General features: G+C 68.0%; 14 protein-coding genes. 3 read left to right on the forward strand and 11 right to left on the reverse strand.

Features of this window, described 5'->3' with window-relative positions:
* Nucleotides 1–8: 8 nt before the first annotated feature.
* Both clpS and IAI54_RS07695 read right to left on the reverse strand, forming a co-directional pair.
* Nucleotides 9–359, reverse strand: a complete 351-nt coding sequence (clpS, locus tag IAI54_RS07690) for an ATP-dependent Clp protease adapter ClpS (RefSeq protein ID WP_187971786.1) — start codon at nucleotides 357–359, stop codon at nucleotides 9–11.
* A gap of 256 nt (nucleotides 360–615) precedes the next feature.
* Complete coding sequence (locus IAI54_RS07695) at nucleotides 616–981, reverse strand: phasin family protein (protein ID WP_210321222.1); 366 nt, start codon at nucleotides 979–981, stop codon at nucleotides 616–618.
* A 103-nt stretch (nucleotides 982–1,084) separates the two neighbouring features.
* On the opposite strand from IAI54_RS07695, the gene IAI54_RS07700 reads away from it, so the two are divergent.
* On the forward strand, nucleotides 1,085–1,639 hold the full coding sequence (locus IAI54_RS07700) for an RBBP9/YdeN family alpha/beta hydrolase (RefSeq protein WP_187971788.1): 555 nt from the start codon (nucleotides 1,085–1,087) through the stop codon (nucleotides 1,637–1,639).
* Nucleotides 1,640–1,748: 109 nt separating this feature from the next.
* Here IAI54_RS07700 and IAI54_RS07705 read toward each other — a convergent pair whose 3' ends face one another.
* A complete protein-coding gene (locus IAI54_RS07705) occupies nucleotides 1,749–2,570 on the reverse strand; it encodes a ferredoxin--NADP reductase (RefSeq protein WP_187971789.1) in 822 nt (273 codons plus the stop codon).
* A gap of 208 nt (nucleotides 2,571–2,778) precedes the next feature.
* Here IAI54_RS07705 and IAI54_RS07710 point away from each other — a divergent pair, with 208 nt between their 5' ends.
* Both IAI54_RS07710 and IAI54_RS07715 read left to right on the forward strand, forming a co-directional pair.
* A complete protein-coding gene (locus IAI54_RS07710) occupies nucleotides 2,779–4,857 on the forward strand; it encodes a hydantoinase/oxoprolinase family protein (protein WP_187971790.1) in 2,079 nt (692 codons plus the stop codon).
* Entirely contained in the window at nucleotides 4,854–6,545 is a 1,692-nt protein-coding gene (locus tag IAI54_RS07715) for a hydantoinase B/oxoprolinase family protein (protein WP_187971791.1), read from the forward strand. Before IAI54_RS07710 ends, IAI54_RS07715 begins: the two co-directional genes overlap by 4 nt.
* 1,100 nt (nucleotides 6,546–7,645) lie before the next feature.
* Here IAI54_RS07715 and IAI54_RS07720 read toward each other — a convergent pair.
* The 8 genes from IAI54_RS07720 to IAI54_RS07755 all read right to left on the reverse strand — a co-directional run bounded on the left by IAI54_RS07720 (nucleotide 7,646) and on the right by IAI54_RS07755 (nucleotide 13,403).
* Nucleotides 7,646–8,836 (reverse strand): NADH-quinone oxidoreductase subunit D, encoded by a 1,191-nt coding sequence (locus tag IAI54_RS07720; RefSeq protein ID WP_187971792.1) that lies wholly within the window; start codon nucleotides 8,834–8,836, stop codon nucleotides 7,646–7,648.
* A 76-nt stretch (nucleotides 8,837–8,912) separates the two neighbouring features.
* A complete protein-coding gene (locus IAI54_RS07725) occupies nucleotides 8,913–9,095 on the reverse strand; it encodes a hypothetical protein (RefSeq protein WP_187971793.1) in 183 nt (60 codons plus the stop codon).
* A 15-nt stretch (nucleotides 9,096–9,110) separates the two neighbouring features.
* On the reverse strand, nucleotides 9,111–9,710 hold the full coding sequence (locus IAI54_RS07730; protein WP_187971794.1) for an NADH-quinone oxidoreductase subunit C: 600 nt from the start codon (nucleotides 9,708–9,710) through the stop codon (nucleotides 9,111–9,113).
* On the reverse strand, nucleotides 9,707–9,958 hold the full coding sequence (locus IAI54_RS07735; protein WP_187971795.1) for a hypothetical protein: 252 nt from the start codon (nucleotides 9,956–9,958) through the stop codon (nucleotides 9,707–9,709). The genes IAI54_RS07730 and IAI54_RS07735 overlap by 4 nt, the downstream gene beginning before the upstream one ends.
* A gap of 4 nt (nucleotides 9,959–9,962) precedes the next feature.
* A complete protein-coding gene (locus IAI54_RS07740) occupies nucleotides 9,963–10,544 on the reverse strand; it encodes a NuoB/complex I 20 kDa subunit family protein (RefSeq protein WP_187971796.1) in 582 nt (193 codons plus the stop codon).
* Nucleotides 10,535–10,900, reverse strand: coding sequence for an NADH-quinone oxidoreductase subunit A (locus tag IAI54_RS07745; protein ID WP_187971797.1), 366 nt, complete (start codon nucleotides 10,898–10,900; stop codon nucleotides 10,535–10,537). Before IAI54_RS07745 ends, IAI54_RS07740 begins: the two co-directional genes overlap by 10 nt.
* A gap of 590 nt (nucleotides 10,901–11,490) precedes the next feature.
* The gene (gene ssb, locus IAI54_RS07750; protein WP_187971798.1) at nucleotides 11,491–12,009 is read right to left on the reverse strand and encodes a single-stranded DNA-binding protein; all 519 of its coding nucleotides are present in this window, start codon (nucleotides 12,007–12,009) and stop codon (nucleotides 11,491–11,493) included.
* 245 nt (nucleotides 12,010–12,254) lie between these two features.
* On the reverse strand, nucleotides 12,255–13,403 hold the full coding sequence (locus IAI54_RS07755) for a DUF7986 domain-containing protein (protein WP_187971799.1): 1,149 nt from the start codon (nucleotides 13,401–13,403) through the stop codon (nucleotides 12,255–12,257).
* Between the last annotated feature and the right edge of the window lie 7 nt (nucleotides 13,404–13,410).

The following is a 13,410-nucleotide window of genomic DNA, read 5'->3' on the forward strand; positions in this document are numbered from 1 at the left end:
TCAGTACCTCACTTTTTCTCCATCACGCATTGCAGGGGATGCTGATGCTGACGGGCAAAATCCATGACTTGCGACACTTTCGTCTCGGCGACCTCGAAGGTGTAGACGCCGCACTCGCCCACGCCGTGATTGTGGACGTGAAGCATGATCCGGGTCGCCGCCTCTCTGTCCTTCTGGAAGAACCGTTCCAGGATGTGGACGACGAACTCCATGGGTGTGTAGTCGTCGTTGAGGATCAGGACGCGATAGAGGCTGGGCTTCTTGGTCTTCGGCTTGGTCCGCGTGATGACGGCGGTGCCGCGTCCGGGTGTGTTGGACCTTTCGTCGTTGCCCTGCATCCGCCCTGGCTGGTTTCCCATGGCATGCCCACCCGTCTTCAAGTCCTGCCTTCCCGCGTTCCGGTCACTCGGAGAGTCTTCTCAATGTAGGCGATCATCGGAGGATTTTAAGGCCTTCTTTCGTGCTGACAATATGGTGAGCCGGCGGCACCCTGGAAATTTCGGCGACGACGCGCCACGCTTCCCCCGACCAACGAAGATACCCGGCTGCAGTTGCGCAGCCGGGCCTTCTAGCGCGCGGCGGCGCGCCTGTCCCGTCAATTCCGGCCGCCGGGCCTCACCTGGCCCTGTACAGGACTGATTCGAAGGGTTTGAGGGCATCGCGCGACATGTCCGCCAGAAGCTCGTTCATGCGGGCCCCTTCGGCCACGAGGGATTCGTAGGCGGTGCGCGCGTACTCCGCCTGCAGCGCGATCACCTTGTCGAGAGAATTCGACGCGATGAGCTTTTCGAAGGTCGCGGTACCGGTCTCGGCCGTCCTGCGGCCATAGTCGGTCGCCTCCGCGGCGATCGCCTGCGCCCCTGCGGACACCGCCACGGCGCTGCGGAGGCCGGAGTCGACCAGTTCCCGGCCGAGCCTGTTCATGTCGGCGATCGAGTTCACCATGCACTGCGCCTTTCGGGTGGACGACTGCACGGCCACGCGGCCGCACTGCGGCAAAAGCTAGGATGCGCTGCACAAGGCGTCAAGTTCGCCGCCGGGTCCGCGGCTTGCGGGCGCCGTACCGCCTCGCTACATGGGCGCCATGAAGATCAAGGACGCCGACATACTGATCATCCCGGGCTACACCAATTCGGGGCCGGACCACTGGCAGAGCCGGTGGGAGAAGAAGCTGTCGACCGCGCGGCGGGTCGAACAGGCCGAGTGGTCCAAGCCGGTGCGCGAGGACTGGACGGCGGCGGTGGCGAAGGCTGCCAATGCGGCCGAGAAGCCGCTGGTGCTGGTTGCCCACTCGCTGGGCATCCCCACGGCCATCCATGCGCTGCCCGCCATCGAGCGGACGATCGCCGGCGCCTTCCTCGTCGCGCCGCCGGACGTCGCCAATCCGAAGATCAGGCCTCGGCATCTCATGACCTTCGGCCCCTACCCGCGCGATCCACTGCCCTTCCCTTCGATCCTCGTGGCCAGCCGCAACGACGAGTTCTGCGACTTCGCCGTGGCCGAGGACATCGCCGCGGCCTGGGGCTCGGTGCTTCTGGACGCCGGCGAGGCGGGCCACCTCAACGCCGAAGCCGGCTACGGCCCGTGGCCCGAAGGAACCATGGTGTTCGCGCAGTTCCTGACGCGTCTGCCGGGCTGAACTTCGCGCGACTGCCGCGACCGAAAGAAAGCGGCGGCCGGTCCGGCCGCCGCCCCTGCATGACGGACGATACGTCCGGGTGTATGGCGGACGATATGTCCGGGGCCGATCAGCCGACGAAGGCGCGCTCCACCACGAAGTCCGCCGGCGCGGCGTTCGAGCCTTCCACGAGACCCGCCTCCTCGACCAGCTTCGACACGTCGCGGATCATGTCGATCGAGCCGCAGATCATCACCCGGTCGGTGGCGGGATCGAAGGCCTCGAAGCCGAGGTCGGAAAACAGCCTGCCCGACGCGATCAGGTCGGTGATGCGGCCCATCCGGGGCGACGCGTCGCGCGTCGTGGTGGCGTAGTAGGTCAGCCGGCCGGTGGTGAGTTCGCCGATCAGCGGATCCTCGGATACGGCCGCCACCAGCTGGTCGCCGTACTGCAATTCTGCCACGCCGCGGCAGGTGTTGGTCAGCACCACCTGCTCGAACTTGTCGTAGGTCTCGGGATCGCGGATCAGGCTGGCGAAGGGCGCGATGCCGGTGCCGGTGGCGATCATCCACAGCCGCCGGCCGGGCTTCAGCGCGTCGAGCACCAGCGTCCCGGTCGACTTCTGGCGCAGGAGGATCGTGTCGCCCGGCACGATCTTCTGCAGTTCCGAGGTCAGCGGGCCGTCCGGCACCTTGATCGAGTAGAACTCCAGTTCCTCGTCCCAGGCCGGGCTGGCGATCGAATAGGCACGGAAGACCGGCTTCTCGGCGTTGGGCAGGCCGATCATCACGAACTCGCCGGAGCGGAAGCGGAAGCTCTGCGGCCGGGTGATGCGGAAGGAAAACAGCCGGTCGGTGTAGTGCGTCACCGACACGACGGTCTGCACATGCACGTTGGCCGGGATCGGGAAGCGAAGCGGCGCTGCGTTTTCGGTGGCGGGAACCGCGGTCATCGGCTCAACTCTTTCGGGCTTGTGTTGCGCGCGGGGCTCCATAGCACGAAGCGGCGCTGGATGCCCATGGGTGGCAAAAACCGGCTCAGAACCGCGCTCTTGAACCTCCGAATTATTAGTATACAAATGATTTTCGGGTCAAGGCGCACGGGTAGTCTCCCGTTCCAAACTGCGCCCGCCCCTGAGGTCGTGGTTGCGGGATTCGGGCATGGACGAGAAAAACGGCGCAGCCATCGACGGCGTCGTCGCCGGTGTCGACGTCGGCGGAACCTTCACCGACCTGATCCTGATCGACGGCCGCGGCGGCGGCAAGGTCCGCCTCGCCAAGACGCCGACGACGCTCGACAACCAGGCCTTCGGCGTCATCGCCGCACTCGAAGCGACCGGCTTTCCGATCCCCGACATCGACCTCCTCGTCCACGGCACGACCACCACCACCAATGCGGTGCTCGAACGGCGGCTTGCCCGCACCGGCATGATCACCACCGCCGGCTTCCGCGACGTGATCGAGCTCGGGCGGCGCACGCGCCCGCAAGCCTATGGCATGACCGGCACCTTCGTGCCCTTGATCCAGCGCAATCTCAGGCTGGAGGTCGCCGAGCGGCTGGAAGCCTCGGGCGCGGTCCGCGTCCCGCTCGACGAGGACGGCGTGCGCGCCGCCGTCCGGCAGCTCCTCGAGGCCGGCTGCGAATCGCTGGTCATCCACTTCCTGCACGCCTATGCCAACCCGGCGCACGAGATCCGCGCCGCCGAGATCGCCGCCGAGCTCTGGCCGAACGACCATGTCACCACGGGCCATGCGCTCCTGTCGGAGGCGCGCGAGTTCGAGCGTGGCGTCACCGCCGCCGTCAACGCCTCGGTGCAGCCGATCCTGAAGCGCTATGTCGAGCGCCTGCGTCACGAACTGCAGTCGCGCGGCTACCGGCGCGAGTTCCTGATCATGAACGGCAATGGCGGCATGATCTCGGCGGCGCTGGTCAGCCGCGAGGCCGCCAAGACGGTGATGTCGGGCCCGGCCTCGGGCGTCATGGCCGCCGCCTATACCGGTCGCCGCGCGGGTTTCGACGACCTCGTCACCTACGACATGGGGGGCACCTCCACCGACGTCGCGCTGATCCGCGGCGCGCGGCCGGCGGTCTCCAACGAGATCGAGATCGAGTATGCCATGCCGATCCACGTGCCGATGGTCGACGTCCACACGGTCGGCGCCGGCGGCGGCTCGATCGCCCGCGTCGACGATGCCGGCCTGCTGCAGGTCGGCCCGGAGAGCGCGGGAGCTTCGCCCGGCCCGATCTGCTACGGCCGCGGCGGCACCGAACCCACCATCTCCGACGCCAACCTTCTGCTCGGGCGGCTGAACCCGAAGAAGCTCCTGTCGGTGGCGAATGCCGCCAGCATCGAGACGATCGGCGCGATCTTCGCCGAGAAGCTGGGTCGGCGTCTCGGCGTCGGCGCGGTCGACGCGGCGGGCGCGGTGCTCACCATCGCCAACATGAAGATGGCGGGCGCCATCCGCATGGTCTCGATCGCCAGGGGCAACGACCCGCGCGACGTCGCCCTCTTCGCCTTCGGCGGCGCCGGGCCGCTGCATGCCGCGGCGCTCGCCCGCGAGCTCGGCATCCCCCGGGTGATCATCCCGGCGCGGCCGGGCATCACCAACGCCCTCGGCTGCGTGGTGGCCGACCTGCGGCACGATTTCGTCCGCACCGTCAACCAGCCGGTCGCCGGCCTCGACGAGAGCGCCATGCAGGCAATCCTCGCCGCGCAGGCGGACGACGGCCGGGCGCTGATCGACGCCGAGGTGGTGAAGCCGCAGCGTGTGCAGATCCTGCATTCGGCCGACATGCAGTTCGTCGGCCAGACGCATCTCCTCAACGTTCCCCTGCCCTCCGCCGCGGTCGACCGTGCGGCGCTGCAATCCTTGTTCGAGACCGCCTATTTCGCCCGCTTCAAGGTCGAGCTGCCCGAGATCCGCGCCAATCTCGTCAACCTCAACACCTCGGTCATCGGCCTGCGCGCGCCGCTCGACCTGTCGACCCTGATCGACCCCGCCGGACGCGCCGCGACCCTCGACGGCGCCCTGAACGAGGTCCGCCCGGTCTGGTTCGACGGCCGCTGGATCGACACGCCGGTCTATGCCCGCGAGCGGCTGCCGCTCGACGCCGCGCTCGACGGCCCGGCGATCCTCGAGCAGATGGACGCCACCACGGTGCTGCCGCCCGGCGACACCCTCGCCGGCGACCCGGACGGCAATCTGATCATCACGATCGCAGGCGCAGCCGAATGACCAAGCCCCTCGACGCCATCACGCTCTCCGTCATCCAGGCCTCGCTCGCCCAGGTCTGCGACGAGATGGACCTGACCTTCTCGCGCGCCGCCTTCTCGCCCGTCATCGCCGAGGCCAACGACCGCTCCGACGGCATCTATTCGGCCCAGGACGGCTCGCTGATCGCGCAAGGGATCGGCGGCCTGCCGGTCTTCGTCGGCGTCATGCAGTATTCCACGAAGACCATCACCGAGATGATCGCCGACGGCCGCTGCCAGCCACCGGAGGAAGGCGACATCTACATCGTCAACGACCCCTATCTCGGCGGCACCCACCTGATGGACGTGCGCTTCGCCATGCCGGTCTGGCGGGCGGGAAAGATCTTCTGCTGGCTCTCCAACACCGGCCACTGGCCCGACATCGGCGGCTCGGTGCCGGGCGGCTTCTCGGCCTCCGCCACCGCCGTCGAGCAGGAGGGGCTGCGCCTGCCGCCGGTCAAGCTGTTCAAGCGCGGAAGACTCGATCCCGAGATTCACGCCATCATCGCGTCGAACATCCGCGTCGCCGACCAGCGGATCGGCGATATCAAGGCGCAGGCCGCCGCCCTGATGGTCGGCGCCGAGCGCCTCGCCGGCATCCTCGACCGCTACGGCGACGACACGATCACCCAAGCGATCGCCGAACTGCGCCGCCGCGCCGCCGACCAGATGCGCGCCCGCATCGCCGAAATCCCGGACGGCACCTGGCGCTCGACCGCCTTCGTCGATTCCGACGGCGTCGTGAACGAGCCTCTCACCATCGCGCTCGCCATCGAGAAGGCGGGCGACACGCTCACCTTCGATTTTTCCGGCTCCAGCGCGCCCTGCACGGGGCCGATGAACTCGGTTCTCGCCACGACGCTGTCGTCGGTCTATCTGGCGATCCGCCACATCTTCCCCGACGTGCCGATCAGCGCCGGCGCCTTCGAGCCGCTGATCGTGAAGCGGCCGGAGGGCACCTTCCTCGATGCCCGTTACCCGCGTCCGGTCTCGGGCTGCGCGGCGGAAGTCTCCCAGCGCATCGCCGAGGCCGTCTTCGCCGCCATGGTGCAGGCGGTCCCCGACAAGGTCACGGCCGCACCCGCCGGCTCGTCGGGCAATTTCGCGCTCGGCGGCTTCGACCCGGCGCGCGGCCGCGGCTTCGTGCTCTACCAGCTCTCCGGCGGCGGCTATGGCGGCAATGCGCGGCACGACGGCCTGACCAACGGCTGCTCCACCATCGGCATCTCCAAGTCGCCGCCGATCGAGGTGATGGAACAGGCCTATCCGATCCTCTACCGCCATTACGCCCTGCGCGAGGGCTCGGGCGGGGCGGGCGAGCACCGCGGCGGCTTCGGCCTCTCCTACGAGATCGAGCTTCTGCGCGGCGAGGCGCGGGCGTCCTTCGTCATGGACCATGGCCGCTTCGGCCCGCAGGGCGCGCTCGGCGGCCAGGACGGTGCGGTCAACACCGTCACCGTCTGGCGCAGCGGCATCGCGCACGTGCCCGAGCACCTGTCCAAGGAACAGGACATCCCGATGAAACCCGGCGACCGCGTCAGCGTCGGCACGCCCGGCGGCGGCGGCTACGGCAATCCCGCAAAGCGCGACCCGGCGCTGGTGAGGCGCGACGTGGAAATGGGGTACTACTCCGCCGAGGAAGCAGCGGAAAAGTTCGGCGCCCGCGGCTGACGCCCCCACGGCCACGCTTTCGTCATCCCGGGTCTGCGCCTCCGGCTTCGCCCGGGATGACGAAGGTGAAGGAGGGCCGCGGCAAAGGCGAGGCAGGGGGACGCAACGGCGGCGCAGGCAGATGCAACGCCCCTCCAGGTGCGCGCCCCACCTTCGTCATCGACTCAGCTGCACTTGAGCACCTGCAGGCGGCATCGAAACCCACCCGCGCGGCCTCCCTCAGCGGCGTCATTCCGGGGCCGCGCAGCGGAACCCGGAATCCAGGGTGGTGACCGAGGCGGAAAGGCGCGGCGCTCGTGCCCCTGTCCGGGGCGCCGGCGCTCTCGATTCCGGGTTCCGCTGCGCGGCCCCGGAATGACGTGCCAAGCGGGCTGCCGCATCGGGACGGACGCCGAGAACGAGGGGCTGGAAGCCTGCCCCCCCGCCTTCGTCATCCCGGAACGACGTCCGAGCGCAGCGGAGGACGACGTTCCGGGATCCATGCCTCGGCGCAGGTCATCGAGCGGGCCGATGGAGAAGGTCCGGTGCGTCGTCTGCACCGGCCCGCCTTTCGACGACCGCCGAGGCATGGATCCCGGGTCTGCGCCTCCGCTCCGCTCCGGCTTCGCCCGGGATGACGACGGTGAGAGGGGCGCCGCCCCTCCGCTTCGTCATCGACTCAGCTGCATATGAGCACCTGCAGGCGGCATCGAAGGCCGCCCGCGCGGCCTCGGAATGACGCGTCACGCGGGCTGGCCGCATCGGGACGGACGCCGAGAACAAGGGGCTGGAGGCCTGCCCCCCGCCTTCGTCATCCCGGAACGACGTCCGAGCGCAGCGAAGGACGACGTATCCGGGATCCATGCCTCGGCGCAGGTCATCGAGCGGGCCGATGGAGAAGGTCCGGTGCGTCGTCTGCACCGGCCCGCCTTTCGACGACCGCCGAGGCATGGATCCCGGGTCTGCGCCTCCGCTCCGGCTTCGCCCGGGATGACGACGGTGAGAGGGGCGCCGCCCCTCCGCTTCGTCATCCAGGAACGCGACGCTGCCGCGTGTCGTCGCCGCCGCGCCGATCCCGGTCCCGCCCCTGCGTCGGGTGGAGGATGAAACTCCCGCGTCGACTACCGGTCGACCTCGCCGAAGACGATGTCGAGCGAGCCCAGCACGGCCGAGACGTCGGCCAGCATGTGGCCGCGGCACATGAAGTCCATGGCCTGGAGATGCGCGAAGCCCGGCGCGCGCAGTTTGCAGCGATAGGGCTTGTTGGTGCCGTCGGAGACGAGATAGACGCCGAATTCGCCCTTCGGTGCCTCGACGGCGGCATAGACCTCGCCGGCCGGCACGCGGTAGCCTTCGGTGTAGAGCTTGAAATGATGGATCAGCGATTCCATCGAGCGCTTCATGGCGCCGCGCTTCGGCGGCACGACCTTGCCGTCGGTGTTCGACACCGGGCCGGTTCGTTCCGTCGAAAGCAGCCGGTTCACGCACTGCCGCATGATCGCCGCCGACTGCCGCATCTCCTCCATGCGGATCAGATAGCGGTCGTAGCAGTCGCCATTCTTTCCGATCGGGATCTGGAAGTCCATTTCGGAATAGCATTCGTAGGGCTGCGACTTGCGCAGGTCCCAGCGCGCGCCGGAGCCGCGCACCATCACGCCCGAGAACCCCCAGGCCCAGGCGTCCTCCAGGCTGACGACGCCGATGTCGACGTTGCGCTGCTTGAAGATGCGGTTCTCGGTCAGAAGATCGTCGAGGTCCTTCACCGTCTGCAGGAACGGGTCGATCCACTTGCCGATGTCCTCGACCAGGCTGTCGGGAATGTCCTGGTGCACCCCGCCCGGACGGAAATAGGCCGCATGCATGCGCGCACCCGACGCCCGCTCGTAGAACACCATCAGCTTCTCGCGTTCCTCGAAGCCCCACAGCGGCGGCGTCAGCGCGCCGATGTCGAGCGCCTGCGTGGTCACGTTGAGCAGATGCGACAGGATGCGGCCGATCTCGGAATAGAGCACCCGGATCAGCTGGCCGCGGATCGGCACATCGATGCCGAGCAGCCGCTCGGTGGCCAGCGCGAAGGCGTGCTCCTGGTTCATCGGCGCGACATAGTCCAGCCGGTCGAAATAAGGCACCGCCTGCAGGAAGGTCTTCTGTTCGATCAGCTTCTCCGTGCCGCGGTGAAGCAGCCCGATATGCGGATCGACGCGCGTCACCACCTCGCCGTCGAGCTCCAGCACCAGACGCAGCACGCCGTGTGCGGCCGGATGCTGCGGGCCGAAGTTGATGTTGAAGTTGCGTACGTTGTGCTCGGTCATTGTCCTGCTTCCCGAACCCGCTCCGGCGCCACGGCGCCGATGAAGAATTACGACGCCGCGGCGTCCCCCGTCCCGATCATCCCGACAGCAGCGCCCCGCCGCCGAACAGCCAGAAGGCCAGCGCGGCGATGATCAGCGCCACCAGCACCTTGCCCGTCGTGTCGCTGGCGAAGGGCCGGCCGCCGAGCCTCGACACCACGAACCAGATCGCCGCCACGGCCAGCGCGGCCGCCAGGACGAAGAAGACGAACCGCACCACGCGCCGACGGCCGGCTCACTTCGCCTTCTCGTCCCCCGGCAGCACGTAGTCCGTGCCTTCCCAGGGGCTGAGGAAGTCGAAGTTGCGAAATTCCTGCTTCAGTTCCACCGGCTCGTAGACGACGCGCTTGACCTCGTCGTCGTAGCGCAGTTCCACGAAGCCGGTCACCGGGAAATCCTTGCGCAGCGGATGCCCCTCGAAACCGTAATCGGTAAGGATGCGGCGCAGCTCCGGATGGCCGGTGAACAGGATGCCGTAGAGATCGTAGGCCTCGCGCTCGAACCAGTCGGCGCCCGGGAACACCGCCGTCGCCGACGGCACCGGCGTGTCCTCGTCGGTCGAAACCTTGACGCGGATGCGCATGTTCTGGCGCGGCGACAGGAGGTGGTACACCACCTCGAAGCGCTTCTCGCGCATCGGATAGTCGGCGCCGCAGATGTCGATGAAGGAGATGAACTGGCACTGCACGTCCCGCTTCAGGAACGACAGCACCTCGAGGATGTCGCCCGCCGCCACGGTCAGCGTCAGCTCGCCATGCGCCACGACGGCCGTCCCGATCCGGCCGTCGAGCCGCTCTTCGATGTAGCCGGCGAGATCTCTCAGCGCTTCGCTCATTTTTGCTCTTCCAGTTCTCGGAGCCTCTGTTCGATGGCTTCGATCCGTTCCTCGAATTCGCCGGCAAGGAGCTTGCTCATCAGGCTGTCGCCCGCGAGAGCCTGGCGAAACGAGACCCGCGCTTCCTCAAGTTTTCGTATCCGCTGCTCAATCCGGTCGAGCCGGCCCTCGACGCCGTCGAACCGACCGCCGATCTCCGCCCGCATCTCCTTGAGCAAGGGAATGATCATGTCGGCCGGCTCCGCCATCGTCCTACCTCTCGATCGTGCCCGTGCGCCTGATCTTCTTCTGCAGCAGCAGGATGCCGTAGAGCAGCGCCTCGGCGGTCGGCGGGCAGCCTGGCACGTAGATGTCCACCGGCACCACCCGGTCGCAGCCGCGCACCACCGAATAGGAATAATGATAGTAGCCGCCGCCGTTGGCGCAGGAGCCCATCGAGATGACGTAGCGCGGCTCTGGCATCTGGTCGTAGACCTTGCGCAGCGCCGGCGCCATCTTGTTGGTCAGCGTGCCGGCGACGATCATCACGTCGGACTGGCGCGGCGAGGCGCGCGGCGCGATGCCGAAGCGCTCGGCGTCGTAGCGCGGCATCGAGATGTGCATCATCTCCACCGCGCAGCAGGCCAGCCCGAAGGTCATCCACATCAGCGAGCCGGTGCGCGCCCAGGTGATCAACGCCTCCGACGACGTGACGAGAAAACCCTTGTCGGCCAGTTCCGAATTGATCTCGCCATAGAAGCGGTCATCCGCCCCGATCGGCTTGCCGGTCGCGGGATCGATGATCCCCTTCGGCTTCGGCGCGATCAGGGTCTGCGAACCATCGTTCAGTCCCATTCCAGCGCTCCCTTCTTCCACTCATATATGAAGCCGATCGTCAGGACGCCAAGGAAGACCATCATCGACCAGAAGCCCAGCATGCCGATCTCGCCGAACGACACCGCCCAGGGGAACAGGAACGCCACTTCCAGGTCGAAGATGATGAACAGGATCGAGACCAGGTAGAAGCGGATGTCGAACTTCATGCGCGCGTCGTCGAAGGCGTTGAAGCCGCACTCGTAGGCCGACAGCTTTTCCGGATCCGGGTTCTTGTAGGCGATCAGGAAGGGTGCCGCGATCAGCGCGATACCGACAACCAGCGCCACGCCGATGAAGATCACGATGGGTAGATACGAAACGAGGAGTTCGTCCATGCCTGAGCCTTCCGTGACGTGCCGCCCGATCCGCGCCCGGTGCGCCCCGGACCGGGACCGAAGCGTCAGGGCGGGGAATGCGTGCGGCCTGCCCGTGTTGCAATGCGGCGAGGGTTAGCGCAGCCCACCGGTCTGTGCAAGCCAAAGCTTGGGGAATTGCCACCCTCGGCCCAGCCCGCGTGCCGGCAGGCCCACGCATGCTCCGGCACCCGAACGGACGCACAGGATTCCCGCCGCCAGGACCGCGCCATCGTGGATCCCGCGCCGGGGTGGGCGGACGATCGCCGAATGCCACCGTCGTTCCCCGGCCTGCCGCGCTCGGAGTGGCACGCGGTTGCGTCGGGGGACCGGCCGATCGTTCTCGCCGGACTGCCGCCACGCGGGTTTCGGCGATCGGCCGGGGGCCGGCGCGGTCACGTCAGGATTCATCCACAAGGCGCTCACAGGGCCCGCGGACGACACAGCCGCCCCGCTGCAGCCGGCACCGCTCGATCACCGCCTCGTTCCCGCCCCGGGCGGATATGCTGCGTCGACCGGCCGCCCATGATGGCGATGCGTCGGCCAGCCGCTGCCGCCGCCCTCGACCTCGCTCAGAACGGAATCTCGTCGTCGAGATCGCGCGAGAAGCCGCCTCCGCCGCCACGGCTGCCGCGATCCCGGTCGCCGCGATCGTCCATCGGACCCGACGAGCCGAAATCGGAACCGCCGCGGCCGGAGGATTGGCCGCCCGAATAGCCGATCGAGGAGCCCTCGCGGTCGCCGCGGCCGTCCAGCATCTGCAGTTCGCCGCGGAAGCGCTGCAGGACGATCTCGGTCGAATAGCGCTCGACGCCGTCCTTCTCCCACTTCCGGGTCTGCAACTGGCCCTCGATATAGACCTTCATGCCCTTCTTCAGGTACTGCTCGGCGACCTTGGCGAGCTGTTCGTTGAAGATCACCACCTGGTGCCACTCGGTCTTCTCGCGCCGTTCGCCCGACTGCTTGTCGCGCCAGGTCTCGGAGGTCGCGATGCGCATGTTGACGACCGGCTCGCCCGAGCCGAGACGACGGATCTCGGGATCGGCCCCCAGGTTTCCGATCAGAATGACCTTGTTCACGCTGCCTGCCATCTCGAAATCTCCACGCTTCCCGACAAATCCTCCGCCGAAGCGAAGCCTGCGCCCCCTATACAGCAAACCCCGCGCGCCCGCAGGACCACGGACGACGAATGCAGACCCTGTCCACATCAAGTTCGTTCCCGGAATGTTCTACACCGAAGCACCGGCCGACGCAAGATGTGCCGCCGAATCGGGCGGAACCGCCAGCGGGCTCGCCGCGCAGGCCACTTGAACGGCGCCCGGCACGCGCCGACGGCTCAGTCCGAGGAAGAGTCGCCGGACCGCGCGATGCCGATCAAATGCGCGACGGCGGCCGGATTGGCCTCCAGATGCTGCTCCAGCGTCTGGCTCGTCGTCTCGGTCCCGCCGAGCAGATCCGCGGCCGCGCCCCGCAAGAGGCTTTCTGCCCGCACTGCCCGGCCGGCGGAATTGACCGTCAGCGTCAGCGTTCCGGCCTTCAGCTCCAGCCGCCCGGCCACCTCCCGGCCGTCGCCGGCATAGGCGGCGTAGACCATCTGCTCCGTCTGGGGCACGGCACCCGCCGGCAGCGTCCAGAGCCAGCGATCCGGGCCGTCCCGCATCAGCCCGTCGACGTCGTCGAGCCTCGCCCGCAGCCGCTGAATGGCAGACCGCTGGGTCAGCGGCAGGGACAGGGTATGGAAGAGGACCGGCTCGCCGTCGAGGTTGATCGCGACCGCCGTCTCGTCGTCCGCCTGCTCCGACAGAACGCTGCCCAGCCAGGCACCGCCGAAGAAGGCCGGAGCGAACTCCCGCATGAAAGACCGATCAATGGCTTCGTCGTCGATGGCGCCGGGGGCGTCCGCGGCGCTCAGCAGCTCTTCGCGGTAGCGCTCCTTCAGCGCGGCCAGGGTGCCGATGATGAGGCCTGGCATCGGCTCGGGGAACACGAGCATGGCGCCGGTCACGCGCATTCTGCCCGAGATCTCGACGAGGCGTGCGGCGAGGCGGTCGCCGGGGCGAAGCACGTCGGCCACGGCCGGATCCTCGATGACGATCGGCGGGCGCGCCGAAAGCAGATCGACGAGCGTCACCGACCGGCGCGTCGCGATCCCGTCGACGGCGTAGAGGCCGACGACGGAGGCCTTGAGCGCCTCGAGATGGCGCCGTCGGGTCGTGCTCTCCTTCCATCCGCGCCGCTTGAGATAGTCGTCGACGACGGTCACCCCGTCGGTCTCGCGCGGCACCGTGGCGAAGTCCTCGAAGCACCAGGCCCAGAGCATGTCGGCCGCGTCGGCGCCGATGAGATCGTCCAGCGCATCGAAATCGAGATCGTGCTCGTCGAGAACGTCGCCGAAATGCCGGTCGAACACCTCGTCGAGCAGATCCGTCCAGTCGTCCCGGTTCGCCCACCGTGCGAGCCCGTCGAGCCCCTGTCGCCTGCTCATGCCGTCC

It is taken from the genome of Aquibium microcysteis, from assembly GCF_014495845.1.
Taxonomy (GTDB): Bacteria; Pseudomonadota; Alphaproteobacteria; order Rhizobiales; family Rhizobiaceae; genus Aquibium; species Aquibium microcysteis.

What these genes read in the sequence shown, in the direction of transcription:
- IAI54_RS07730 (WP_187971794.1), bottom strand. Translation starts at nt 9,710, where the DNA reads ATGAGCGAAGCGCTGAGAGATCTCGCCGGCTACATCGAAGAGCGGCTC.
- clpS (WP_187971786.1), bottom strand. Translation starts at nt 359, where the DNA reads ATGGGAAACCAGCCAGGGCGGATGCAGGGCAACGACGAAAGGTCCAAC.
- IAI54_RS07700 (WP_187971788.1), top strand. Translation starts at nt 1,085, where the DNA reads ATGAAGATCAAGGACGCCGACATACTGATCATCCCGGGCTACACCAAT.
- IAI54_RS07710 (WP_187971790.1), top strand. Translation starts at nt 2,779, where the DNA reads ATGGACGAGAAAAACGGCGCAGCCATCGACGGCGTCGTCGCCGGTGTC.
- IAI54_RS07745 (WP_187971797.1), bottom strand. Translation starts at nt 10,900, where the DNA reads ATGGACGAACTCCTCGTTTCGTATCTACCCATCGTGATCTTCATCGGC.
- IAI54_RS07705 (WP_187971789.1), bottom strand. Translation starts at nt 2,570, where the DNA reads ATGACCGCGGTTCCCGCCACCGAAAACGCAGCGCCGCTTCGCTTCCCG.
- IAI54_RS07735 (WP_187971795.1), bottom strand. Translation starts at nt 9,958, where the DNA reads ATGGCGGAGCCGGCCGACATGATCATTCCCTTGCTCAAGGAGATGCGG.
- ssb (WP_187971798.1), bottom strand. Translation starts at nt 12,009, where the DNA reads ATGGCAGGCAGCGTGAACAAGGTCATTCTGATCGGAAACCTGGGGGCC.
- IAI54_RS07740 (WP_187971796.1), bottom strand. Translation starts at nt 10,544, where the DNA reads ATGGGACTGAACGATGGTTCGCAGACCCTGATCGCGCCGAAGCCGAAG.
- IAI54_RS07755 (WP_187971799.1), bottom strand. Translation starts at nt 13,403, where the DNA reads ATGAGCAGGCGACAGGGGCTCGACGGGCTCGCACGGTGGGCGAACCGG.
- IAI54_RS07720 (WP_187971792.1), bottom strand. Translation starts at nt 8,836, where the DNA reads ATGACCGAGCACAACGTACGCAACTTCAACATCAACTTCGGCCCGCAG.
- IAI54_RS07715 (WP_187971791.1), top strand. Translation starts at nt 4,854, where the DNA reads ATGACCAAGCCCCTCGACGCCATCACGCTCTCCGTCATCCAGGCCTCG.